The sequence below is a fragment of the Oceanobacillus sp. FSL W7-1309 genome, from assembly GCF_038002145.1.
Classification (GTDB): Bacteria; Bacillota; Bacilli; order Bacillales; family Amphibacillaceae; genus Oceanobacillus; species Oceanobacillus profundus.
This window is the reverse complement of the sequence record NZ_JBBOBX010000001.1, coordinates 168,904-192,877: the sequence shown is the minus strand read 5'-3', so window position 1 is coordinate 192,877 and position 23,974 is coordinate 168,904. Positions and strand designations below refer to the sequence as shown.

General features: G+C 38.7%; 22 protein-coding genes. All 22 read left to right on the top strand.

The window, feature by feature from the left end; genetic code table 11:
• Positions 1-58 precede the first annotated feature (58 nt).
• The 22 genes from pxpB to NST46_RS00755 all read left to right on the top strand — a co-directional run bounded on the left by pxpB (position 59) and on the right by NST46_RS00755 (position 23,897).
• Positions 59-781: a 5-oxoprolinase subunit PxpB gene (gene pxpB, locus NST46_RS00860; RefSeq protein ID WP_340002141.1), complete on the top strand. Its 723-nt coding sequence runs from the start codon at positions 59-61 to the stop codon at positions 779-781.
• Between the two features lie 14 nt (positions 782-795).
• Positions 796-1,560, top strand: a complete 765-nt coding sequence (locus tag NST46_RS00855) for a LamB/YcsF family protein (RefSeq protein WP_095310894.1) — start codon at positions 796-798, stop codon at positions 1,558-1,560.
• Positions 1,561-2,526, top strand: coding sequence for a 5-oxoprolinase subunit C family protein (locus tag NST46_RS00850; RefSeq protein WP_118889776.1), 966 nt, complete (start codon positions 1,561-1,563; stop codon positions 2,524-2,526).
• Between the two features lie 190 nt (positions 2,527-2,716).
• A complete protein-coding gene (locus tag NST46_RS00845; RefSeq protein WP_340002140.1) occupies positions 2,717-3,508 on the top strand; it encodes a putative hydro-lyase in 792 nt (263 codons plus the stop codon).
• Between the two features lie 202 nt (positions 3,509-3,710).
• The gene (locus NST46_RS00840; RefSeq protein WP_095310890.1) at positions 3,711-5,123 is read left to right on the top strand and encodes a hypothetical protein; all 1,413 of its coding nucleotides are present in this window, start codon (positions 3,711-3,713) and stop codon (positions 5,121-5,123) included.
• 159 nt (positions 5,124-5,282) lie between these two features.
• Complete coding sequence (locus tag NST46_RS00835) at positions 5,283-6,680, top strand: SLC13 family permease (protein ID WP_341136588.1); 1,398 nt, start codon at positions 5,283-5,285, stop codon at positions 6,678-6,680.
• Between the two features lie 288 nt (positions 6,681-6,968).
• Positions 6,969-7,562, top strand: a complete 594-nt coding sequence (locus tag NST46_RS00830) for a TetR/AcrR family transcriptional regulator (protein WP_340002137.1) — start codon at positions 6,969-6,971, stop codon at positions 7,560-7,562.
• 21 nt (positions 7,563-7,583) lie between these two features.
• Positions 7,584-8,351: a 3-hydroxyacyl-CoA dehydrogenase gene (locus NST46_RS00825; RefSeq protein WP_095310885.1), complete on the top strand. Its 768-nt coding sequence runs from the start codon at positions 7,584-7,586 to the stop codon at positions 8,349-8,351.
• An 18-nt stretch (positions 8,352-8,369) separates the two neighbouring features.
• On the top strand, positions 8,370-9,521 hold the full coding sequence (locus NST46_RS00820; protein WP_095310883.1) for a thiolase family protein: 1,152 nt from the start codon (positions 8,370-8,372) through the stop codon (positions 9,519-9,521).
• A gap of 20 nt (positions 9,522-9,541) precedes the next feature.
• Positions 9,542-10,675, top strand: coding sequence for a CaiB/BaiF CoA transferase family protein (locus NST46_RS00815; RefSeq protein WP_118889856.1), 1,134 nt, complete (start codon positions 9,542-9,544; stop codon positions 10,673-10,675).
• A gap of 39 nt (positions 10,676-10,714) precedes the next feature.
• Positions 10,715-12,331 carry a long-chain fatty acid--CoA ligase gene (locus NST46_RS00810; RefSeq protein ID WP_118889857.1) on the top strand — a complete coding sequence of 539 codons (1,617 nt, stop codon included), beginning with the start codon at positions 10,715-10,717 and terminating at the stop codon, positions 12,329-12,331.
• 47 nt (positions 12,332-12,378) lie between these two features.
• Positions 12,379-13,356 carry an NAD(P)H-dependent flavin oxidoreductase gene (locus NST46_RS00805; protein WP_340002136.1) on the top strand — a complete coding sequence of 326 codons (978 nt, stop codon included), beginning with the start codon at positions 12,379-12,381 and terminating at the stop codon, positions 13,354-13,356.
• Between the two features lie 12 nt (positions 13,357-13,368).
• Positions 13,369-14,145, top strand: a complete 777-nt coding sequence (locus tag NST46_RS00800; RefSeq protein WP_251659280.1) for an enoyl-CoA hydratase/isomerase family protein — start codon at positions 13,369-13,371, stop codon at positions 14,143-14,145.
• Between the two features lie 29 nt (positions 14,146-14,174).
• The gene (locus NST46_RS00795) at positions 14,175-15,332 is read left to right on the top strand and encodes an acyl-CoA dehydrogenase family protein (RefSeq protein ID WP_303447570.1); all 1,158 of its coding nucleotides are present in this window, start codon (positions 14,175-14,177) and stop codon (positions 15,330-15,332) included.
• A gap of 27 nt (positions 15,333-15,359) precedes the next feature.
• Complete coding sequence (locus NST46_RS00790) at positions 15,360-16,952, top strand: long-chain-fatty-acid--CoA ligase (RefSeq protein WP_251659276.1); 1,593 nt, start codon at positions 15,360-15,362, stop codon at positions 16,950-16,952.
• 57 nt (positions 16,953-17,009) lie between these two features.
• Positions 17,010-17,948, top strand: a complete 939-nt coding sequence (locus NST46_RS00785) for an MBL fold metallo-hydrolase (protein ID WP_341136587.1) — start codon at positions 17,010-17,012, stop codon at positions 17,946-17,948.
• A 133-nt stretch (positions 17,949-18,081) separates the two neighbouring features.
• Positions 18,082-18,912, top strand: coding sequence for an aldo/keto reductase (locus NST46_RS00780; protein WP_340002135.1), 831 nt, complete (start codon positions 18,082-18,084; stop codon positions 18,910-18,912).
• Positions 18,913-19,030: 118 nt separating this feature from the next.
• Positions 19,031-19,183 carry a hypothetical protein gene (locus tag NST46_RS00775; RefSeq protein ID WP_303447574.1) on the top strand — a complete coding sequence of 51 codons (153 nt, stop codon included), beginning with the start codon at positions 19,031-19,033 and terminating at the stop codon, positions 19,181-19,183.
• 218 nt (positions 19,184-19,401) lie between these two features.
• On the top strand, positions 19,402-19,842 hold the full coding sequence (locus NST46_RS00770; RefSeq protein ID WP_095310863.1) for a hypothetical protein: 441 nt from the start codon (positions 19,402-19,404) through the stop codon (positions 19,840-19,842).
• Between the two features lie 277 nt (positions 19,843-20,119).
• Positions 20,120-20,842, top strand: coding sequence for a GntR family transcriptional regulator (locus NST46_RS00765; protein WP_340002134.1), 723 nt, complete (start codon positions 20,120-20,122; stop codon positions 20,840-20,842).
• A gap of 33 nt (positions 20,843-20,875) precedes the next feature.
• Positions 20,876-21,934 (top strand): TRAP transporter substrate-binding protein, encoded by a 1,059-nt coding sequence (locus NST46_RS00760; RefSeq protein ID WP_095310859.1) that lies wholly within the window; start codon positions 20,876-20,878, stop codon positions 21,932-21,934.
• A 52-nt stretch (positions 21,935-21,986) separates the two neighbouring features.
• The gene (locus tag NST46_RS00755) at positions 21,987-23,897 is read left to right on the top strand and encodes a TRAP transporter large permease (protein ID WP_339316401.1); all 1,911 of its coding nucleotides are present in this window, start codon (positions 21,987-21,989) and stop codon (positions 23,895-23,897) included.
• The last annotated feature ends 77 nt before the right edge of the window (positions 23,898-23,974 follow it).

Below are 23,974 nucleotides of genomic sequence, written 5' to 3'. Positions count from 1 at the left end.
GGAGGTTAGACTTTTTGAACAACCTCTAATAATGATTAATTTTAATGGTGGGATACGTATGTTTCAAATAAGTGCTTTTGGGGATACAGGTCTACGGATTCAGTTTGGTGACCATATATCAAAAGATATAAACCAACAAATTCGCAGCTTCTGTATTTTATTAGAGAAAGAAGGAATACCGGGTGTAATTGAGTGGGTTCCAACGTACACAGCGATTACGGTTGTGTACGATCCATACACGATTTTATATAGTGCATTAGTAACTCAAATGGAGAAGTTGCAAAACAGGCTTTCAGATATGGAGCTTCCACCTGCAGAAATCATGCATGTTCCAGTTTGTTATGGAGGGGAGATGGGACCTGACCTAGCAGCAGTTGCTCGTCTTCATAACCTCGATGAATCGCAAGTGATTTCCATTCATTCAAGTGGGGACTATTTAATTTATATGATGGGATTCATCCCAGGATTTGCTTATCTTGGGGGAATGTCCAAGGAAATTGCAACAGCAAGGCTTGAAAATCCTCGTGCTGCAATTCCGGCTGGATCTGTAGGGATTGCAGGTGAGCAGACTGGAATTTATCCACTTGAATCGCCTGGTGGCTGGCAAATTATTGGAAGAACACCTATAAAATTATATGATCCGAACAGCTCGTCTCCAATTCTTTTGCGAGCAGGTAATTATATTCGTTTTAAACCAATTGATGTTGAAGAATATGAAGTGATTGAGAAAGAAGTGAATGCAGGAACGTATATTCCTTATGTAGAAACATTCATAGAATAGGGAGGTTTTAGCACGTGACCTATTTTGTTGACGTAAATAGTGACTTAGGAGAAAGCTTTGGAGCATTTAAAATTGGCATGGATGATTTAGTGATGAACTATATTTCTTCTGCCAATATTGCATGTGGTTTCCATGCTGGAGATTATAATGTAATGCAACACTCGGTAAAAATGGCGACAGAGAAAAAGCTAGGAATTGGTGCTCATCCTGGCCTTTTGGATTTAATTGGGTTTGGTCGTCGTCCAATGAAAATAGATCCGCAAGATGTCTATAATCTTATGATTTATCAGGTTGGAGCGCTTCAAGCTTTTACCCATATTAATCAAAATGCATTGAATCATGTGAAACCACATGGGGCGTTGTATAACATGGCCGGAAAAGATCCAGAAATTGCCCAAGCTATTGCTGAAGCAGTTTATGCAATTAACCCGAAACTTATTTTATATGGTCTAGCAGGAAGTGAGTTAGTCAAAGCTGGGGAAAAAGCAGGATTGCCTGTTGCTGAAGAAGTTTTTGCTGACCGCACGTATCAGCCGGATGGTTCACTAACATCAAGAACGCTTGAAAATGCGATGGTTGAGGATGCAAACGAAGCAGTTAGCCGTGTCATTCGGATGGTAAAGGATGGCAAAGTAGAGGCGGTTGATGGCTCAGATATAGCAATCAATGCAGATACTATTTGCATTCATGGGGACGAACCAAAGTCGCTGGAGTTTGCTAAACGTTTATGTACAGCATTAACGGAGAACGGAATTATCATAAAAAGAGTAGGGAAGTAAATGAGTAATACAATTATTGAAGTTGTAAAGCCAGGTCTAGCAACCTCTGTACAAGATCTTGGAAGAACTGGGTTTCAGGCATTTGGCGTTGTTGTATCAGGAGCAATGGATAGCTTCGCGTTACAGGTTGGAAATATCTTAGTAGGTAACCCTCGAGAAGCAGCAGGAATTGAAATTGTGATTATGGGACCGGAACTCCGAATACTTGAGGATACTGTACTTGCTATTTGTGGTGCAGATTTATCACCCAAGCTAGATGGGGAACTGCTCCCGGTATGGAAATCATTTTCTGTTAGAAAGGGACAAGTTATCACCTTTGGACAACCAAAAGACGGAGCATATGCTTATATTGCCGTCGCAGGTGGTATAGATACTCCTGTTGTAATGGGAAGTAAATCTACTTATACGAAAGCCGCGATAGGTGGTTTTAAAGGAAGATATTTACAAAAGGGAGATCACTTAGCTAGCAGTCCATTCAGTTTCTCTTTAAAAAGTGTGTCTGGTAGGGGATTATCTCCCACATACGTACCAAATTACAAAAATGTAGAAAAAGTTCGTGTTATCCTTGGACCAGATCAAGCAGCGATTGCGGAAAGTTCCATCGAGCAATTTTTATCATCCAGCTATAAAGTATCCACGCAATCTGACCGGATGGGATACAGGTTAGAAGGGGCAGAGCTCACTCATAAGCATGGAGCAGATATTTTATCCGATGCCGTGCTTTCTGGAACGATTCAAGTTCCTGCAAGTGGACAGCCCATTGTTCTACTAGCTGATCGCCAAACAACCGGTGGATATACAAGGATAGGGACTGTTATTTCTGTTGACCTGCCATTTGTAGCTCAGAAATATACTGGCAGTGAATTGCGATTTGAGACAGTCCAAGTGGAAGAAGCACAATTGCTTTATGTGAAACGTGAACGTTTGTTAAGATGCTTGAGTTTGGGAGCAGGAGTTATTGGATAGAAAATAATGATGGTTGTCAAGAATGAAATTGATTTTAACAGAATAAGATGCCTCATTCTTCCTGCTCGTATTAATCACCATGGCACGGAAAGCAGAGGCATCTTGTAAATCGAATTAAGATTGACATAGATGTACTAGTTGTAAATCTAAAATCTTAAATTTGTAAACTGAATAAAAAGGAAGTGTTTAAGTGGTTAATGATACGAATGAACAAGTAAATGAAATTCGAAAGATGATTCGCAAAGGAGATTGGACAAAGCCGACGACAGGACTCGCACCTGGTTACACACAGGCCAATCTAGTGATTTTACCGAAAAAATACGCTTATGACTTTCTATTGTTCTGTATGCGAAACCCTAAAACCTGTCCGCTAATAGAAGTTACGGATGTCGGCTCATCTATACCACATAAGACTGCGCCAGACGGTGATTTAAAAACAGATCTTCCAAAATATCGAATTTATCGAAATGGAGAATTTGCTGAGGAAGTTACAGATATAACTTCTTATTGGCAAGATGATTTTGTTTCATTTCTTATCGGCTGCAGTTTTACATTTGAAAAACCGCTGCTCGAAAATGGTATTCCAATTCGTTATATTGAGGAAGGCCGAAATGTATCCATGTACAAAACAAACATAGCTTGTGAATCAGCTGGTATATTTGAAGGACCAGTGGTCGTAAGCATGCGTCCGATGAAGCCTGCAGAAGCGATTCGAGCAACACAAATTACTTCGCGTTTTCCTTCTGTCCATGGTGCACCGATCCATATTGGTGATCCGAGCTTAATCGGAATCGACGCAATTGATAATCCGGATTTCGGGGATGCTGTAACAATTCATGAAGATGAAGTGCCTGTATTTTGGGGGTGTGGTGTAACTCCACAGGCAGCAGTTATGGCAAGTAAACCCGAATTAGTAATTACCCATGCACCTGGACATATGTTTATAACGGATGTTAAAGATGAAGAACATGCAGTGATTTAGTCTGAAACATTTCTACATTTTTATACTGCTTATCTTGGATATTAATCAAGATAAGCAGTTTTTATTATGCCTAAATTGGTTTACTAGTAAAATTTCGTCTGGAGGAACAAGTTGAAATGACGGTTGTCCATACTGTAATCTATAGACGAATTGACGGAACTATGGAAGAATAAGGTTAACATGTTGTCTAGGGGATATTACAATGAAAAATCTGACAAACTGGTGTTTAACGCTTTCTATTATAACGTTTACTGTTTTGCATTTCGTCACATATTTTTATGATAATGAATGGCTGTCAAGAATCCTTTCCATTAGTGGAATCGGAATTTTTGTGTTTACGGTGGTCAAGTACACACCTCCAAAAATAAAAATGCCATCTTCATTGTTTGTTATAGGTTTTATGATTTTATTTTTCTCTGAAACTTCTTTAATAGAAGGATTTTGGAGCGGATTTTTACAAATGAGAAATATCATTGGGCTCCTTGTCATTGTACCAATGATTAGCTGGGTGCTACGAGAAGAGCCATTTTTGGAAGCAATTATGGGATTTGGACATCGCTTTTTGAATACTAGTCGGAAATTTTACTTTGGTATGATCTCTTTTACACAAGTTATTGCTTATTTTTTACTGTTCGGCTCGATTACGATGATGTATCAGTTTGTAAATATGATTTTAAAAGATGAAAAGGGAGAAGCGTGGGAACATTTTAAAGGAACTGCTCTCCTGCGGGGATTCTCACTTTCAGTGCTTTGGGTAATTAGTATTCCAAGTTTTGCTTATGTTGTTGAAACAATGGATGCATCACTAAGCATTTCTATTATTCAGGGATTAATCATCTCGATATGTGGAATTTTTGTCGCACTACTATTTTCAAAATCGGAAGAAAAAAAGTATGGAGTAAACTTGACGGCTGGATTAAAGACTGAAATCGCAGAACTTCTAAACCATACTTCCAATAAAAAGGTGATGCACCGTAATGTTAAAGAATTTATTATCCTGTTTATTTCGTTGTTCGGCACTATATTTATATTAAATTTTATAGTAACAATGGAGCTGCTTATTTTAATTCCATTGGTCGTTATGGTCTGGATTGTAGTTTACTACATAATTAAAGGTAGGATGAACAAATTATTTGATTTAGCTAAAAGCTATGTAAGAACCGATATGGCAAAGCAATCCTATCAGCTTTGTGTCATGCTTGGAGCAGGATTTCTAATTTTTGCTCTTAATCAGACTGAATTTGCGAACTCTATTGTGAATGGGATTTATTCTCTACAAGAGATGCTGCCATTTTTGAATATATTGTATTTCCTGCCGATTATGGTAATCCTATTAGGTTTTGTAGCATTAGGCCCTCTTACGGTAATGGTTCTGGTAGCTGGTATATTACAAAGTATCCACCTACCATATCCTCCAGAGTTAATTGTATTGGCAATTACACTGGGAAGCTCTATTTCTATATTGCTATCGCCAGTGATTATGCCAATTATTATGCTGAGTGGACAAAATCAATTAAGTGGATTTAAAAATGGCATTCAATTTAATTGGAAGTTTGCTGTTGTGTTGTATGTGTTAGTGATGGGGTATGTGCAAGTGAGGGTTTATCTGGGGTAGTTCAAGCGTACCCCGTACAATTTACTAATTGGTACGGGAACATTCATTTGAAATTTATTTCTTTCCATTTCTCATTAATAAAGACTATAAGAACCTGAAAGAAGGATACAATCTATGTTTTTCAAAATGAAAGGCAAGCATCAACCCAATAGAATAAAGATGTCAGGAAACATAGTCTCGTTCTTATTTTCTACAGTCATTTTTTTAGGGCTATTGTTTCTGTTGCCAGAAGATATAGACTGGTCAGCAAAAGCGACAATATCGATTATGGTTTACGGGTTGCTATTATGGGCTTTTGAATCACTGCCGCTTGGAATGACCTCTGTCCTCGTACTTGTTTTGTTACTATTTTTACATACTGTTTCAGTAGATGTCGTATTAAGTGGTTTTGCATCCCCCGCTGTATTTTTAATTATTGCTGGAATGATGATTGCTAAAGGGGTTAATGAAACTCCTTTAATGAACAGAGTCACCTATTGGATGCTTCAAAAATGGGGATCAACTGCAAAGGGTATTTTTATCGGGATATGTTTACTTATGCAAATTCAAGCCTTTTTTATACCGGCAACTGCAGTACGGGCTTCATTAATGATTCCTGTTGTTGTTTCTATACTCAAATCGGTTGGGGCGCAAAAGGGAAGTAATTTTAGCAAACTTATGCTTATAGGCACTGCCTATGCAGGTAATATCAGTGGTACGGCAATTTTAACAGCTGCTATTGGGAATATATTAACAATAGAGATTTTACAATTATATGTTGGAAGAACAATATCATATTTGAACTGGTTTCTGTATACATTTCCTATCTGGTTAATTTTAATTATTGTTATTCCCTATATTGTATGGAAATGCTTTCCACCTGAAGAATATTCCTTTGATAAATTACAATCAACTATGAGAGAGCAAAACCAGGAACTCGGTAGACTTACCAGCTCCGAAATAAAATGTATTGTAATTTTATTCATTACAGTACTTCTGTGGATGACCGAATCATTACATGGCTATCATCCAACAGTTCCGGCTTTAATGGCAGTATTTTTAATGGCAATGCCTGGAATTGGTTTTGTGGAATGGAAAAAGCTGGTAAATATAAATTTTGATTTAGTATTATTAATCGGGGCAACTCTTTCTTTAGGTTTTGCTTTAATTGAGTCTGGAGCAATTGAGTTACTAGAAGTTCTTATTACATCAGAATACATATTAAATGTATTTTCGAATCCGTGGATTTCTATATTCGTGGTTATCTTAGTATCGCAACTTTATCACCTAGGTGTAACCAATGTATCGACTGCGGTTGTAACTTTACTGCCTGTATTGATTAGTCTGTCTCTACAGACTGGTCTGGATCCTGTAGTTATAAGCTTTGCTTCAGCAATAACAATGTTGTTTGGTTATATATTAATTGTGGAAACAATGCCAAATGTTGTTGTTCATGGAACAGGATTGGTCAGCCAAAAGGATTTTTATCTTCCTGGTATTTTGTCCACAATTGCGAGTACGATTGTAACCTTGATTGTCGTATTTACGTGGTGGAAGTGGCTGGGGTTTTGGCCGTAATTGGTGAACTTTTTCGTCGTGACAGGAGCTTAATCATTTCTGGTTCTGCAAGGAACGGAGCAATAAGCGTAAATGGCGGGCACAGTATGATTGGATAATTGAGGTATGGAATAAAAAAACACAAAGAAAACCAGGATATAAAGTTTATCCTGGTTTTCTTTTCGATAAGAATAATCTTAATTTATAAATTTAATATAAATTTTCTGACTACATACTTGACATTCAAAAACTAACTAACTAGAATAAAAATGAAAGCGATTACAAATGGTTTGTCAGGATGTGTGATGAATGTCTTTACGTGAAAGAAAGATAGCAAAGAAAAAGGAAGAGATTTTACGTTCTGCGGTTCATATTTTTGCAGAAAAAGGCTACCAAGGAACGACAATGGAAGATATCGCCGCAAACCTCCTCATGACGAAAGGTGCTGTTTATTATTATTTTAAAGATAAGCAGGACCTACTCTATCAAAGTCACCAAATGCTGCTGGAACGCAGTATTGAAAATGTGAAATATATCCAACAACAAGACATATCTATAGAAGAGAAGTTGAAACAATCCATGGTTGTTCATATTGAGCATGTTATTCATGAACAATCTGGGTTTGAACTCATGTTGAAGCTGGAACAATTCTTTTCAGAAGAACAGCAGGAAAAGTTACGCGAGCTTCAGGCAAAGTATAGTCATTGTTTTGACGAAATAATTCAACAAGGAATCCACACGCAAGTATTTCGCAACTTAGATAAGAAAATTGCTCGAAATATTCTTTTTGGCGCGATGAATTGGGTGACACAGTGGTATTCAGCTGATGGAAAAAAAGATAAAAAAGAAATCGCCGCAGTTATTGCAGATTACGTAATGCTCATGCTGCTAAAAAATAAATAAAAGTAAGGGTGGGTGGACTCGATGAAACTAGTAAGTACTGTAGCTGTGATTACAGGAGGAGCATCAGGACTAGGTGAGGCGACAACTAGAAATATAATTAAAAATGGCGGAAAAGCAGCCATTCTTGATTTAAACGAAGAGAGAGGGAAGATTCTTGCAGAAGAGCTAGGGACAAGTAGTTTATTTGTTGAGACGGATGTTACAGATGAAAAAAGTGTAGAGCGAGCACTGAATGAAACGGAAAATCATTTTGGAAAAGTTAATGTAGTTGTCAATTGTGCTGGGATTGCAATTGCTGAAAAAACTTATGGAAGAAGGGGCGTGCATGATTTAGCAGCCTTTTCTAAGATTATTCAGATCAATTTGATTGGAACGTTTAATGTTATTCGTTTAGCAGCAGAGCGGATGGGTTCCAATGAACCGAATGAGCTTGATGAACGTGGTGTAATTATCAACACAGCTTCTGTTGCTGCATTTGAAGGACAGATTGGACAGGCTGCATATAGTGCTTCTAAAGGTGGCGTTGCTGGGATGACACTTCCGATTGCTCGTGATCTTGCTCCATATGGAATCAGAGTGATGTCAATAGCGCCAGGTCTTTTTCTAACTCCAATGTTTGAAACTTTACCTGAAAAAGCAAGAGAGGAACTCGGTAAAATGACACCATTCCCATCACGATTGGGTAAACCTAGTGAGTATGCGCTATTAGTGCAGAGTATTATCGAAAATCCAATGTTGAATGGAGAAACAATTCGGCTAGATGGTGCGATCCGGATGCAGCCGAAATAACAAGGAGAGAAGTTAACTATGAGAGAAGCAGTAATCGTCGCGGCAGTCAGAACTCCAGTTGGAAAACGGAACGGATCATTGAGTGGTATTCGAGCCGAAGAGTTAGCCGCAAAACCACTGGCAGAAGTAGTGAAGCGAGCAGGAATTTCACCGGGCTTGGTTGAGGATGTCATCATGGGCTGTGTTACCCAGGTGGGGGAACAGGCTTTTGATATTGCAAGACAAGCAGCTTTAATTGCTGGTTATCCAATCGAAGTACCAGGTACGACCATTGACAGACAGTGCGGTTCAAGTCAGCAGGCAGTTCATTTTGCAGCGCAAGCAATTATTAGCGGAGATATGGATGTAGTTGTTGCAGCAGGGATTGAAAATATGTCACGGGTACCGATGGGCTCCAATATGCAAGGGGTTAAACTGAGTAATGCATTAACAGGAAACTATGAAATTATTAATCAAGGTTTATCAGCAGGACGTATCGCGGAAAAATGGGGAATCACAAGACGAGAGATGGATGAATTTTCATTAAACAGTCATGAAAAAGCGGTGGCAGCTAGAAAGAAAGGTCATTTTGAAAAAGAGATCATGCCACTTGAGGTTACACATTCGGATGGAACAAAAACAATGTTAAAGGAAGATGAAGGTCCACGTGCTAACTCATCTATCGAGAAGCTAGCAAGTCTGGCTCCAGCTTTTAAAGAGGACGGAACGATAACGGCAGGGAATGCGAGCCAAATTAGTGATGGTGCAGCAGCAATCCTTTTAATGTCACGAGAGAAAGCGGAAGAGCTTGGGCTAAAGCCAAGATTCCGAGTTTTAGCAAGAACGGTAGTTGGTTCTGATCCGACATTGATGTTAACTGGACCAATACCTGCAACAGAGAAAGTATTAAAAAAAGCAGGACTGACGATTGAAGATATCGATGTTTTTGAAGTGAATGAGGCATTTGCTTCTGTTCCAATTGCCTGGCTGAAAGAAACTGGAGCAGACACTTCGAAGTTAAATCCAAATGGTGGTGCTATCGCACTCGGTCATCCGTTAGGTGCAAGCGGGGCAAGGTTGATGACGACGATGATACACGAGCTTGAGCGTACCGGAGGACGTTTCGGGTTACAGACGATGTGTGAAGGACATGGCATGGCAAATGCAACCATTATTGAAAGACTCGATTAAGCTTTGAAAGGGTGAGAGGTATGGTTTTACAAGCGATACGTGTACTTGATCTCACAAGACTGCTGCCAGGCCCATATTGTACATTAATGCTTGCTGATTTTGGTGCAGAGGTAATTAAAGTAGAGGATCCAGTGGCTGGAGATTATTTAAGAGACTTTGAACCAAAGCTTGATGCGGATAGCGCAGTCTTTCATTCTCTAAATCGCAATAAAAAAAGTATCTGTCTCGATTTAAAAACTGAAAAAGAACGAAGCCATTTTTTAAAGCTAGTAGAAACTGCGGATGTTGTTATGGAATCGTTTCGTCCAGGAGTAATGAAGAGGCTTGGACTTGACTATGAAACATTGAAACAAATAAATCCGAGACTGATTTATTGTGCTATTACTGGCTATGGACAGACCGGTCCATATAAAAACAAACCTGGACATGATATAAACTATCTTAGCTATGCGGGCTTATTACATGTGATGGGGGAAAAGGATCGCAAACCAGTTATCCCAGCTACACAAATTGCTGATATTGGTGGTGGAGCATATCCGGCAATTGCAGGGATTTTGCTAGCATTATTTGAACGGGAGAAAACAGGAAAAGGACAGCTTGTCGATGTATCGATGCTGGACGGGGTCGTATCTTGGATGCACATGCTATTGCCAAATGTTTTTGCTGAACGAGAAGTAACTCGGGGGGAAGAGCTTTTGAACGGAGGGTTTGCTTGTTACCAAGTATATGAAACGAAAGATAATCGGTTTCTATCGATGGGTGGCATTGAACAAAAGTTTTGGAAGGTTTTTTGCGAAGGAATCGAAAGACAGGATTTCATTGACTGTTTAGATGCTCCAAAGGAGAAACAAGAGCAGATGATACACGAAATCCAAACGAATATTGCCGGGAAAACCTTGGAGGAATGGTTGGATATCTTTTCTGAAAAGGAAGCATGTGTTACACCAGTGAAGATAATGGAAGAAACACTGGAAGATTCGCAGCTGCAGGCAAGAGAAATGATACAAACAATAGCTCACCCTGAATTAGGTAATATGAAGCAAATTGGCAACCCGATAAAATTGTCGGAAAGCCCTAAAGAAACTTTCTTGCCGGCACCAAAACGTGGTGAACACACGGAATTAATTCTTCGAGAAATAGGCGTATTAAATTAGTTATCTATATTTTAATTAATAGAGAAGGGGAAATGCCCAATGATGAACACGCAATTGACACTGCCTTTTATGATCAATCATACGGAAAAGTATTATGCGAAGAAAAAGGTTATTTCACGAACACTATCTGGAACCCATTCGTTTACGTATAAGAAAATCGTGAAAAGAATGCGATCGCTTGCTAGTGCGCTTGAATCTCTTGGGATAGAAAAGGGAGATCGAGTTGGAACGTTCGCTTGGAACCACCATCGTCATCTGGAAGCATATTTTGCTGTTCCAAGTATGGGAGCAGTTTTGCATACAATTAATATCCGGCTTTCAGAAGAGCATCTCATTTACATTATTAATCATGCAGCGGATAAGATTCTTTTAATTGACCCCGATTTACTGCCACTAATTGAAAGAATACAGGACAGGCTCCAAACAGTAGAGGCTTTTGTTGTAATGACAGATGAAGCATTTTTACCAGAGTCAAAGTTAACATCTTTATATTCATATGAAGCGCTCGTACAAGATGCTGATCCAACATATGAATTTCGGGAAGATTTAGATGAGAATGATCCAGCAGGATTGTGTTATACATCTGCCACAACTGGAAAGCCAAAGGGTGTGCTATATACGCACCGGGGAATCTACTTGCATAGTATGGCACTTGGAATGGCGAATACAGTTGGCTTGTCGGAAGCTGACATAGCTATGCCAGTTGTACCTATGTTTCATGTGAATGCTTGGGGGATACCTTTTGCAGCAGCTTGGCTTGGTGCAGATCAAGTGCTGCCCGGACCTTCGCCTACACCGCAAATATTAGCGTCTCTAATCGAAGAAAACCAAGTGTCAATAACGGCCGGAGTTCCTACAATTTGGCTCGGTTTATTAAAAGCACTTGAGCAGGGAAGCTACAACATGAAAAGCTTACGAGCTGTTTTATGTGGGGGATCGGCAGCGCCAAAAGGAATGATAAAGGCGTTTGAATCAACGTATGGTATTCCTTTTATCCATGCATATGGTATGACAGAAACGTCACCACTTGCAACGGTCTCCAGGTTGAAAAGTTATCAATCAGATTTATCGGAGGCAGATCGATTAGAATTCCGATCAAGACAAGGAATGATTGTTCCAGGTCTTGAGCTTAAGGTTGTAAATGAAAATGGTGAGGTTGCAGCAGATGGAGAGGAAATGGGGGAAATGTTGATTCGTGGCCCGTGGATAGCGGATCAATATTACAAGGATGAACGAACGGCGGATGCTTTTCGTGATGGTTGGTTACACACTGGAGATGTTGTCACGATAGATGAGGAAGGTGCGGTAAAAATCGTCGATCGTACAAAGGATCTTATTAAGAGTGGTGGCGAATGGATTTCGTCTGTTGATTTAGAGAATGCATTAATGGCACATGAAGCAATTTATGAAGCGGCTGTTGTTGCGATTCCAGATCCAAAATGGCAGGAACGACCGATAGCTTGTGTTGTACTTAAAGAAAACGCGAATGTCACAAAAGAGGAAATACTTGCGTTTTTAAAGACACAGTTTGCGAAATGGTGGTTACCGGATGAGGTTTTATTTTTAGAAGAAATTCCAAAGACGTCTGTCGGTAAATTCCTGAAAATGGCATTGCGTGATCAAGTCAAGAAACAATTAGCAATTTCCAATGAGTAATACATGATTATTTTATGGAAACAAAAAAGTAAAGGAGATTGAAGAAAATGGAATTAAACGAGTTAAAGCAGCAAATGACACTACCAGTCATTATGGCTCCAATGTTTTTAATTTCTAATCCAACCATGGTCATCGAAGCTTGTAACGCTGGAATCGTTGGTTCTTTTCCAGCCTTGAATGCCAGAACTACGGAAAAGCTGGATGCGTGGATGGGAGAAATAAAGTCGGAACTCACACAACTGAAAGAGCAAAATCCAGGCCGTAAAATTGCGCCATGGGCTATTAATTTTATTAGCCATAATTCTAATAAACGTTTTTTGGAAGACCTTCAACTAATTGAAAAGCACCAGCCACCAATTGTCATTACATCACTTGGAGATCCGAGTCCGGTAGTAAACATCGTTCACAATTATGGTGGGATCGTACTCTCCGATGTTATTAACATCAAATTCGCAAAAAAGGCGCTGGAAAAGGGAAGTGATGGTCTCATTCTAGTTTCCAGTGGTGCCGGAGGTCATGCTGGGATATTAAATCCAATTGCCTTCGTCCATGAAGTACGTAGCTTTTTTGACGGACCGCTCATACTTGCTGGGGCGATGTCTAAGGGCGAGGATATACTGGCAGCACAGGTTTTGGGAGTAGATTTTGCTTATTTTGGAACTCATTTTATTTCTGCAAAAGAGAGCGGGGCTAGTGAGGGTTACCAGAGTATGGCAATTGCATCAACAATCGATGATATTGTTTATACCCCTGCATTTAGTGGGATTCCAGCAAATTACTTGATTCCTAGTATTATAAATTCCGGTCTGGACCCGAAAAATCTACCTGAAAACAAAAAAATGGATTTTTCCGAGCTAGGGGATCCAAATATACGTGCATGGAAAGATATTTGGGGAGCTGGACAAGGTGTTGGTGGAATTGAGAAGGTACAGTCCATTGCAGAAATTACCGAAGAACTGAACAAGCAATATCAAGCCGCACAGGAAAAAGTAAGTCGGGAATATAATTCTATTGTTAAACAATAAGGGGGGCTCAACATGTCGGAAGTGGTACGAGTAAAAAAAGAAAACAAGATTGCTTATATTTCAATGAATCGACCAGATAAACGAAATGCGTTATCGATTGAAATGGCAGATGAGCTAGTAGCTGCTTTAGAGGAAGCAAATCAAGATGATGATGTGAAGGCAATAATTCTTTACGGAGAAGGGAAGGCGTTTTCCGCTGGTGGCGACCTCGAAACAATAAATAGCCTAAATAACTCAGTAGAAATTATGAAGTACATGAAGCGTGCTTTAGCAATCATCCAAACGATAAGGAAATTAGATAAATATGTTGTAAGTGCGGTTCATGGTTTTGCTGCTGGTGCTGGATTTAGTATTGCAGTTGCAGCAGACTTTGTTGTTGCACAAAAAGATGCAAAATTCGTATGCAGTTTTACGAATGTCGGGATTATTCCAGATCTTGGCCTCATCAAGGCATTAGCAGAAAAGCTACCGGCTAATCTTGCAAAGGAGTGGATTTCTTCGGCTCGTCCGATTTCAGCAATTGTTGCTCATGAAAAAGGCGTTATTAATCGCGTAATTGAAGGAAATTTATTAGAAGGTGCAACAGAGTTTGCTCAGTTTATTGTTGATGGTCCACCACTTGCCAATCAGTTTGTAAAACAATTGGTTAATCATTCACAGGAACTAACTTATGACACGAACGATATGCAAGAAACAGCTGTACAAACGCTACTCCTTCAGACAGAAGATAATGAAGAGGGAATTCGTGCTTTTTTTGAAAAAAGGAAACCTAGCTTCAAAGGTAAGTAGTTATCATGCATCACAAAGGGGAGGAGAAAATGCATCAGACATCTGAAGAGAAAGAGGAAATTAATCTGCTTAGTAAAAGCGCAGCAGAATTTTGCAGAAAGGAAATTGCTGATCACTATGCTACTTGGGAAAAGCAAGGAAATATTCCAAGAGATTTATGGAATAAGCTTGGAAATCAAGGGTTTCTTTTACCAGAGGTACCTGAAGAATACGGTGGGCTTGGAACGACATTTTTATATTCGACAACGATTATTGAAACGTTTAGTAGATTAGGATATAACTCGATTGCCGCTAATTTATCGGTCCATGATACAATCATTGCACAATATCTATTAAACTACGGCACAGAAAAACAAAAGAAACACTACCTTCCGAAAATGGCGACCGGAGAATTGATTGGTGCAATTGCTATGACCGAACCAGCAGCAGGAAGCGATTTGCAAGGGATTAAAACGATCGCTAAGTATGATAGAAAACAAGCAGCTTATCAATTAAATGGTTCTAAAACATTTATTACAAATGGACAGCATTGTGATTTTGTTGTCGTTGTTGCAAAAACAAATTTGGATGTAAAGCCATCTCGAGGAATAACGTTGTTCATCGTGGATGTTCCTGTAGCTGGTTTTGAACGAGGAACGAATCTGGATAAAATTGGTCTGCATTCCTGTGATACATCAGAATTATACTTTGAAGATGTTCTTGTAACGGAAGCTGCTATCTTGGGAGAAAAGGATCAAGGCTTTAAGATTTTAATGAGCGAGTTACCGAGGGAACGATTAATTGTTGCAAACAATGCTGTAGCTTCGATGGAAGGAATAATTGAGCAAACGGTTCAATACGTGAAAGAGCGTGAACTTTTTGGAACAACGCTCGCCTCCTTTCAAAATACTCAATTTGTTTTAGCAGAAGTGGCAACGAAGGCAAGGGTTCAACGCTCCTTTGCTAATGAATGTACAAATCTATTAATTAAGGGAGAATTAGATACAGTAACAGCAAGCATGGCTAAGTTAAGCTGTACCGAGGTTCAGGGAGAAGTGATGGATCATTGTCTACAGCTTTTTGGAGGATATGGGTATATGACAGAATATCCCATCGCCCGAGCATATGCAGATGCACGGGTACAACGAATTTATGGCGGATCCTCGGAAGTAATGAAGTTAATTATTGGTAAAGATCTATTCTTATAAACGATTAAAGATGAAGGAGTTGTTACGATGTTATCACCACTTACACCACTAGATTGGAAAAGACGTGCAATCAAATACTATCCAGAAAAAGTTGCTGTTATTGATGGAGAAAAGGAATTTACGTATAAAGAATTTGGCAATCGGGTGGATAGGCTCTCCCAAGCTTTAATCGAAACTGGGATCGGGGAAGGAGATCATGTTGCAGTGATGCTCCCGAATACGCATTATATGCTTGAGTGCTTCTATGGGATTTGTCAGTTAGGTGCTGTTATGGTGCCATTAAACTACCGCCTCACTGCAAACGATTTAGCGTATATTATTAACCATAGTGATGCTAAAATGCTGATCGTTGATGAGGAATTTGCTAAACCAATTGAGGAAATTCAAGAGAAGCTATCGTTGGAAACGATTATTGTTGTTGCTGTTGATGATCAAAAGACTTCTTTAACTGGAATCGATTACGAGAATTATCTAAGTGGCGTACAAGCAGACCTTATGCTTCCTTCGGTGAATTTTGATGAGAATCAGCTTTTAACGCTTAATTACACAAGCGGAACGACTTCACATCCAAAAGGTGTGATGCTAACGCACAGGGGCAATTATATGAACGCGGCTAATTTTTTACATCATTTGCGTGTGGAGCATGATGATGTCTATCTACATACATTGCCAATGTTTCATGCAAATGGCTGGGGAGGCGTTTGGGCAATTACCGCAGCAGGTGCTACCCATGTATGTTTGCGAAAAGTAGACCCTCCACTTATTTTAGACCTGTTTGAAAAAAGAAAGATTTCATTGTTATGTGGAGCGCCGACAGTGATTAATATGCTAGTGAACGAACCAAAGGCAAAGGATGTAATGATAACGACCAGTCCACGGATGGCAACAGCTGGTTCACCACCTGCAGCGGCACTTATCCATAAAGCCCAGGAGATTCTCGGTTTAAATATGATTCATGTTTATGGTTTAACAGAGACATCTCCATTTATCCTCTACTGTGAGTGGAAAAAAGCGTTTGATGGCAAATCAATGGATGAACAAGCAACGATAAAAGCGAGGCAAGGAATTGAGCTTGCCTTTAATGGCGAAACAAAGGTTGTCCATCAGGATGGCGAGGAAGTACGCTGGAATGGGGAAGAATTAGGTGAAATCATTACAAAAGGAAATGTAGTTATGAAGGGCTATTATAAAGATGAGGAAAAAACGAATGCAGCAATTAAAGATGGCTGGTTCCACACGGGAGATCTTGCTGTAACCCACCCGGATGGATTTATAGAAATTCGTGACCGCGCCAAGGATTTGATTATCTCCGGTGGCGAAAATATATCTTCTACGGAGGTTGAAGGTATGTTGTACAAGCATTCAGATGTCCTTGAGGTGGCTGTGATTGCGATTCCAGATGAAAAATGGGGAGAGGTGCCGCTTGCCATCATCGTGCTTCAACCCGATGCGACGTTGACAGAAGATGAGGTAATTCGCTATTGTCGTGATAATATGGCACATTTTAAAGCACCAAAGGCTGTGAAATTTGTGGAAGCGTTACCCAAAACTGCAACGGGTAAATTACAAAAGTACCTGTTACGTGAAATGTTCTGGGAAGGAGAAAGGAAAGTTAACTAATAAGAAGTAGAACGAAGCTATGCTTAAGTGTGTTTTTAGAGAAGGAAGTGAATTGTTGTGTTAGAAGAATACGGAATCCAATTAGTTAAAATTGACCTTCCCTTTCGCCTAAACCATGTAAATTGTTTTCTGGCAGAGGGGGAAAATGGTTTTCAAGTAATTGATACAGGGCTGCATAAAAAATCAACTGCAGAGCGATGGGAGAAAGAATTGGATGGTAAGACAGTAACAAATATTATCATTACACATTACCATCCAGATCATTTTGGTTATGCTGGAGGGTTGCAGAAAAAGACGGCTGCAAAAGTTTCGATGTCACGTATTGATGCTGAGGCAGGTCTGGTAGCATGGCAGGAACATTTTTTAAATGGTCTGCATGAAAACTATCAGCTGTCGGGAATTCCTGCAGATGTTGCAACTAAAATGAGCTCGAATACAAGGGAATTTGTACCGCTGGTAACACCATATCCAAATGTTTACCATTATTTTGAGGAAGGTGAATCGATTCCGATTGGAAAATATGAATATGAGGTGATTTTTACACCTGGACATTCAGATGGACTAGTAAGCTTTTATAACAAAGAAAAAAATATGCTGCTTTCAACCGATCATATTTTACCAAGCATCACACCGAACATTTCCTACTGGTTTCATGGTGACCCAAATCCTTTAGGAACGTATTTTACCTCATTAGCTAAAATAAGAAAATTGGATGCTGATTTAGTCGTACCATCACATGGAAACCCATTTAACGGTGCAAGCAAACGGATTGATGAAATTAGAGCACATCATGATGAACGATTAGGTGTACTTATAGGTATATTAAAAAATGGACGTACGATTTATGAGGCTACTGAAAAGCTTTTCAAAAGGCAGCTGACCATTCATGAAACAAGGTTTGCGGTTGGTGAAACACTCGCCCACTTGGAATATCTACGGTATAACGGGGAGTGTCAGCGGGAAATTAGAGATGGGAAGTATTGGTATACACTGTAAATTGGGTCCCAGATAAACGATTTAATTGTTTACCTGGGATTTATTTATGCCTACTAATAAACATATAGATTAACAATGTCCATTAAAAAAGCTAAGATAAGATAGATGGAGAATGGAATAGGAGGGGTTCGATATGATTACACATTTGCAGGATACCGTTACATTAAATAATGATGTGAAAATGCCAGGGTTTGGACTTGGAGTTTATAAGGTTGAAGATGGAGAAACGGTGGTCAATGCTGTTAAAGCGGCATTAAAGTATGGGTATCGCAGTATTGATACTGCATCTTTTTACGATAATGAGGTCGGGGTTGGGCAGGCAATCAGTGAGTCTGGTATCACTAGAGAAGAGCTTTTTATTACATCGAAGGTTTGGAATGATGAGCAAGGCTACGAGAGCACGTTGGAAGCCTATGAAAGAAGTTTACAGAAATTAGGGCTTGCGTATTTAGATCTTTATCTCATTCATTGGCCAGTAAAAGGAAAGTATAAGGAAACGTGGCGAGCTATGGAAAAATTATATAATGAGGGCAGGGTTCGTGCAATTGGTGTTAGCAATTTTCATGTACATCATTTACAGAACTTATTAAAGGATAGTCATGTTCAACCTGTCATTAATCAAGTGGAATTTCACCCGCATTTAAGCCAAGTGGAGCTGCGGGAATTTTGCGCAAATGAAAATATTAATTTTGAGGCATGGTCACCATTAAAACGTGGACAATTGTTTGATGATCCAACACTTATAGAAATTGCAAAAAAACATGGGAAAACAGCAGCGCAGATCATTTTGCGCTGGGATATTCAGCATGAAGTTATTACCATTCCTAAATCGATTACAGATGAAAGGATTAAAGCGAATGCGGACATATTTGATTTCTCACTCACTAAAGAGGATATGGAAAAGTTGGATGCGATGAATAACAATGATCGGGCAGGGACAAATCCAGATAGCTATGATCTTTAGAAATGCAACATGCTACATTTGAATTCTAACTATGAAACAGTGTACATAGAATGAATTAGGTCAGAAAAAGAGTAAAAAGCAATTGCCAATTTGACCAATTCAAACAGGAGGTGTACGTATGACCGGTCGCAAACTGATTTGGATCGTCACCGTACTATCACTTCTCATTATTTCTGTTTTAATCATTGTTTCAGCGTTAAATAGCACTGAAGATGCGGTGGATGATCAGTGGAACATTCACTCCCTTATGCATGAAAACCTTTTTCACTAAAAAAGAAAAATCTTACATCTATCATATCAATGATGCAAGGTTCAAATGAATCTGCATCATTTATGGAAGTAGGAAAGTAAAATAACTTTTCTACTTCCATAAGTGCAACTAGAGCATTCGCCTATAGCCGAATGCTCTGTTTTCTAATGTTTAGAGTTTAAATTTTTCTAGTAATAGCTTAGAATTTAATTGATGAAATTGCTAAGAGAGGTTATTTTATGAAACGACTGATAGCCGTAATGATATGTATACCAATGCTGTTATTGAGCGGATGTTTTAATGCAGTAGCTGTATCTGTAGTATCAGATATGTATGAAGCAGCTTTATTGGAAGATGATGAATTAGTAGAAACATATTTTTCCGAGGATTATCTAGCGAGGCACCCGCTAGAAGAGTTATCGGACGAGTTAGCGGAAGACGTTCACAATCGTGGTGGGATAAATTTACTAAATATGAAAGAGCTTCAAGAAAGAAATCTCCAGAAAGATATCTCCCAGGATCTGAATAATGTGTATGATGAGGACTGGCGTTTTATCGTGGTTCAAACAGGTGAGAACACCATTAAAACATGGGTAGTTTTAAGAGGTGAAACACAATATTACATTGTAGATGGTCAGGTGATGGATGTTAAGACGTATAATCGTGAAGTATTGAAATAGCTAGAAGCCATTATATAGGTTTAAGAAATAAGAAAGGTTCATCCTTTCTTGTTTTTATGCGATTCTATCAACAGTATAGAGATTGGCATGTATGTTCAATATTAGAAATTATAATAAGGTATATTATAATTTCTGATAATCCGAATTTACAGAATCTATTGACTTATAAAAAAGCAACTGTTTTAATAAAAGAAAATAATAGCTTAATCGTCAAGATGAGATTTCTGGTACGTACGACATGACATCACTACTAGTATACATGCAAAGGAGGATGTAGATGATTAATGCTGATTTACCAATTCCATTACACGCACAAATTAGTAATTTGCTGGAAAAGCAAATTCGAGTTGGAGCATATCAAGAAAAGATACCCAGTGAGCGAGAATTAATGGATATGTATGCTGTTAGCAGAACGACAGTCAGAGAAGCTGTTTCCAAATTAGTAAATGAAGGAAAACTTCAAAAGGTTCATGGAAAAGGTACATTTATTTCTAAACATCCCCCAATACAAGAGTGGTTAACCTCATTAAATAGCTTTACCGATACGGTAATAAGAACGGGAATGAATCCGAGCAGCAGGCTATTATATTCTGGAAAACTATTACAGCAAGATGGAGTGAAGATATTTGAATTCAACAAGGATGCTTATTTAATCGAGCGGTTGCGTTTTGCAGATAACATTCCAGTAGCAATTGAAAAGCACTTTTATCCATCCGAAATAGGAATAAAGCTTTCAGCATTTGACTTAAATACAGCAACAATTTACGATCTGTTAGAAAATGAACTATCTATCAATTTAAGTGAAGCAGAGCAATCAATTACAACCCATCAAGCTAATAAACAAGAAGCTGCACATTTAGAAATACCTGAATCCTCAACTGTACTTTGTACAGAAAGAGTTATTTATGATCAGTTTGGAAAAGCTGTTGAGTCTTACCAAGGCTTATATCGTCCGGATATGTATGTTTTCCGTATCAAAATAAAAAGAAAACTAACATAAATGTAAGCGTTATCAAATGAGAGGAGTTATTTGATGAAAAAAGTGAAATCCACTGTTATTATCCTCCTAGTTATTTTAGCCTTCTTAAGTTTTACGTTGATTGGAAATAATGTACTCAATCAAAATGCTATTGCTGGTCAATCTGAGGAAATAACACTGCGACTTGGTCAATCAAAAGCTGGTAGTCACCCAGTTTCAATCGGAATTAACAAATTTGCGGAACTAGTTGAGGAGAAGTCAAATGGAAAAATAACCGTGGATACATTTCACGATTCTCTGCTCGGAAGTGATAGAGAAGTAATCGAAAGTGCTCAGAGAGGAAGTCTGGAATTGGCCAGCTCCTCTACTCCAAATATGACTAGCTTCACAAATTATTTTACCGCTTGGGATCTTCCTTATATTTTTGAGAATAAAGAAGAAGTGTATAAAGCCGTAGATGGGAAGCCAGGAGAAATCATTCGAAAGGAAATGGAAAAGTCAGGATTCAAAGTTATATTCTTTCCTGACTATGGATTTCGTCAGGTTGTTAATAACGTAAGACCAGTTAAACTTCCAAAAGATATGGCCGGGCTTAAAATTAGAACAACAAATTCTAGAATTGAACAAGCTGATTTTAGTGAATTTGGTGCAAGTCCGACACCTGTAGCTTGGTCAGAGGTCTTTACTGCATTGCAGCAAGGTACAGTAGAAGGAGAAGGAAATAGCTATTCTTTGCTTTGGGATTCCAAACATCAAGAGGTGTTAAATTATGCTACTGAGGTGAATTATAATTACAGTTCGGACATCGTTGTTATGAATAAAGATAAATTTGATGCACTATCAAAGGAATATCAAGATATCATTATGGAGGCTGGCCTAGAGGCAACGGAATGGCAACGTGATCTTGCGAATGAAAGAGAAGACGAAGCAAAGCAGCAGTTTATTGATTATGGAATTGAAATCTATGAACCAACAGAAGAAGAAATGAAGATATGGAAGCAAACTGCAGAGCCAGTTTGGGATCAGTTTGTGAAAGAGGGAGTGGCAGAGCCTGAGTATGTCGACATCATTCTTGAAACACTTGGGAAGACAAGGGAAGACATCTTTAAATAATCTATTTCAGTTTTAAAAAATCCCTCAACTGGGTGGGAGGAGCTGAGAAAATATGGGGCGAGATTTATCCGCAATGGAAAATAGGCATCATAATTCACCACTAATGAAAAAAAACAGCGGATTACTAAAAACATTGAAATTTATGGATCAGCGATTTGAGGAAGTGCTAATTGTACTGGGCTTTCTGACGTTTATCATCTTAATTAATCTTCAAGTGATCAATCGATATATTTTACCATTTATTGAGTTTGCTAATATTACCACATGGACAGAAGAAGTTTCCCGCTACATTTTTATTTTTGTTTCATTTCTAGGTGCTAGTCTAGCTATTAAAAAGAGAGATTCAATCCAGGTTACTGCTTTAGTAGACAGGTTTCCTTCAGGATTACAAAAATCGATTCATATTGCCAACACAATTTTTATGCTTTACTTCAGCTACATGATTGTTAAATATGGATACACGTTAATTATGTTCCAGTTTGAAACAGGTCAGACTACACCAGCATTATCTCTGCCGATGGCAATCCCTTATAGCGCTGTACCACTTGGCTTCTTGCTTATGGCAATCCGCTTAATTCAAAATCTAATGCAGGATACAAAACATATGGATGTAAAGGATGGACTAATTGGAACAATCCTTGCATTTATAATGATCCTTCCTGTCTTGACCTTAGGTGAATCAAGCATATCCTTGTTGCTATTTGGCTATTTTATATTGTTTATTGTTCTTGGTATGCCGATTGCTTTTGCACTCGGTGTTAGTACATTAGCAACGGTATTAGCTACCAATGCAATTCCAATAGATTTTTTTCCGCAGACCGCATTTACAAGTATTGATAATTTCCCAATCATGGCTGTTCCGTTTTTTATTGCTGCTGGAATTATTATGGGTGGTGGAAACATCATCAGAAAGCTATTGAATTTATCAGATGAGTTACTTGGTTACTTGCCAGGTGGTCTTGCACTCGTAGCAATTGTGACAAGTATGTTTTTCTCAGCGATTAGTGGGTCGGGTCCTGCAACGGTTGCAGCTATTGGAACATTATTAATACCAGCTATGATCAAGCAAGGATACTCACCAGGGTTTGCAACTGCGGTCGTAGCTGCTGCAGGAACAATTGGAGTTATTATTCCCCCTAGTAATCCTCTGGTGATTTATGGAGTTGTTTCCCAACAGTCGATTTCACAATTGTTCATTGCAGGAATAATTCCTGGAATTCTGACAGGCATTGCCTTAATAGTGGTGACCTACTTTATTGCAAAAAAGAATGATTGGCGAGGAGATAAAACTGCTTTCAGTTTAAAAAATACATTGTCTGCTGCGTGGGATGCCAAACTAGCTTTACTCGTTCCCATATTTATTTTAGGCGGTATCTATGGTGGATTCATGACCCCTACGGAAGCGGCAGCAGTTGCAGCTGGCTATGGAATTATTATAGGAATGTTTATCTATAAGGATATGGATTTTAAAGGTTTATATAGAAATCTAGCAAAAGCAGGCATTACATCCTCGGTCATTATTTTACTAATTGTGATGGCAAGTATATTCGGGAGATTAATCACATTGGAAAGAGTTGCAGAAGTAGTAGCTAACTTTGTACTGGGTATTAGTGAAAATAAATGGGTCATTCTGCTGTTACTAAATGCTTTCTTATTACTCGTTGGTTTAATAATGGAGTCATTAGCGGCAATCGTTATTTTAACACCGATTTTGCTGCCAATGGCACTAGCAATTGGGGTAGACCCAGTTCATTTCGGTTTGATTATGATTTTCAATTTAGCAATTGGATTCATTACACCACCAGTAGGAGTGAATTTATTTGTTGCAGCTGGAGTAGCCAAATTGAAAATAGAGGAAGTGGTTAAAGGAATTGGAGTATTGTTAATTACGATGGTCGTTGTTCTGCTACTTGTCACCTATATACCAGATATCAGCTTATGGCTGGTTGAATATATGAGGTAATGGGTTTCGTTCATTTAATAATAGTGCTTTGAAGGGAGTGAGTAACTGCAAATACTGAAAAAATTATCAGATGGAAA

What these genes read in the sequence shown, in the direction of transcription:
- pxpB (WP_340002141.1), top strand. Translation starts at nt 59, where the DNA reads ATGTTTCAAATAAGTGCTTTTGGGGATACAGGTCTACGGATTCAGTTT.
- NST46_RS00850 (WP_118889776.1), top strand. Translation starts at nt 1,561, where the DNA reads ATGAGTAATACAATTATTGAAGTTGTAAAGCCAGGTCTAGCAACCTCT.
- NST46_RS00840 (WP_095310890.1), top strand. Translation starts at nt 3,711, where the DNA reads ATGAAAAATCTGACAAACTGGTGTTTAACGCTTTCTATTATAACGTTT.
- NST46_RS00835 (WP_341136588.1), top strand. Translation starts at nt 5,283, where the DNA reads ATGTCAGGAAACATAGTCTCGTTCTTATTTTCTACAGTCATTTTTTTA.
- NST46_RS00830 (WP_340002137.1), top strand. Translation starts at nt 6,969, where the DNA reads ATGTCTTTACGTGAAAGAAAGATAGCAAAGAAAAAGGAAGAGATTTTA.
- NST46_RS00825 (WP_095310885.1), top strand. Translation starts at nt 7,584, where the DNA reads ATGAAACTAGTAAGTACTGTAGCTGTGATTACAGGAGGAGCATCAGGA.
- NST46_RS00820 (WP_095310883.1), top strand. Translation starts at nt 8,370, where the DNA reads ATGAGAGAAGCAGTAATCGTCGCGGCAGTCAGAACTCCAGTTGGAAAA.
- NST46_RS00815 (WP_118889856.1), top strand. Translation starts at nt 9,542, where the DNA reads ATGGTTTTACAAGCGATACGTGTACTTGATCTCACAAGACTGCTGCCA.
- NST46_RS00810 (WP_118889857.1), top strand. Translation starts at nt 10,715, where the DNA reads ATGATGAACACGCAATTGACACTGCCTTTTATGATCAATCATACGGAA.
- NST46_RS00805 (WP_340002136.1), top strand. Translation starts at nt 12,379, where the DNA reads ATGGAATTAAACGAGTTAAAGCAGCAAATGACACTACCAGTCATTATG.
- NST46_RS00800 (WP_251659280.1), top strand. Translation starts at nt 13,369, where the DNA reads ATGTCGGAAGTGGTACGAGTAAAAAAAGAAAACAAGATTGCTTATATT.
- NST46_RS00795 (WP_303447570.1), top strand. Translation starts at nt 14,175, where the DNA reads ATGCATCAGACATCTGAAGAGAAAGAGGAAATTAATCTGCTTAGTAAA.
- NST46_RS00790 (WP_251659276.1), top strand. Translation starts at nt 15,360, where the DNA reads ATGTTATCACCACTTACACCACTAGATTGGAAAAGACGTGCAATCAAA.
- NST46_RS00780 (WP_340002135.1), top strand. Translation starts at nt 18,082, where the DNA reads ATGATTACACATTTGCAGGATACCGTTACATTAAATAATGATGTGAAA.
- NST46_RS00775 (WP_303447574.1), top strand. Translation starts at nt 19,031, where the DNA reads ATGACCGGTCGCAAACTGATTTGGATCGTCACCGTACTATCACTTCTC.
- NST46_RS00770 (WP_095310863.1), top strand. Translation starts at nt 19,402, where the DNA reads ATGAAACGACTGATAGCCGTAATGATATGTATACCAATGCTGTTATTG.
- NST46_RS00765 (WP_340002134.1), top strand. Translation starts at nt 20,120, where the DNA reads ATGATTAATGCTGATTTACCAATTCCATTACACGCACAAATTAGTAAT.
- NST46_RS00760 (WP_095310859.1), top strand. Translation starts at nt 20,876, where the DNA reads ATGAAAAAAGTGAAATCCACTGTTATTATCCTCCTAGTTATTTTAGCC.
- NST46_RS00755 (WP_339316401.1), top strand. Translation starts at nt 21,987, where the DNA reads ATGGGGCGAGATTTATCCGCAATGGAAAATAGGCATCATAATTCACCA.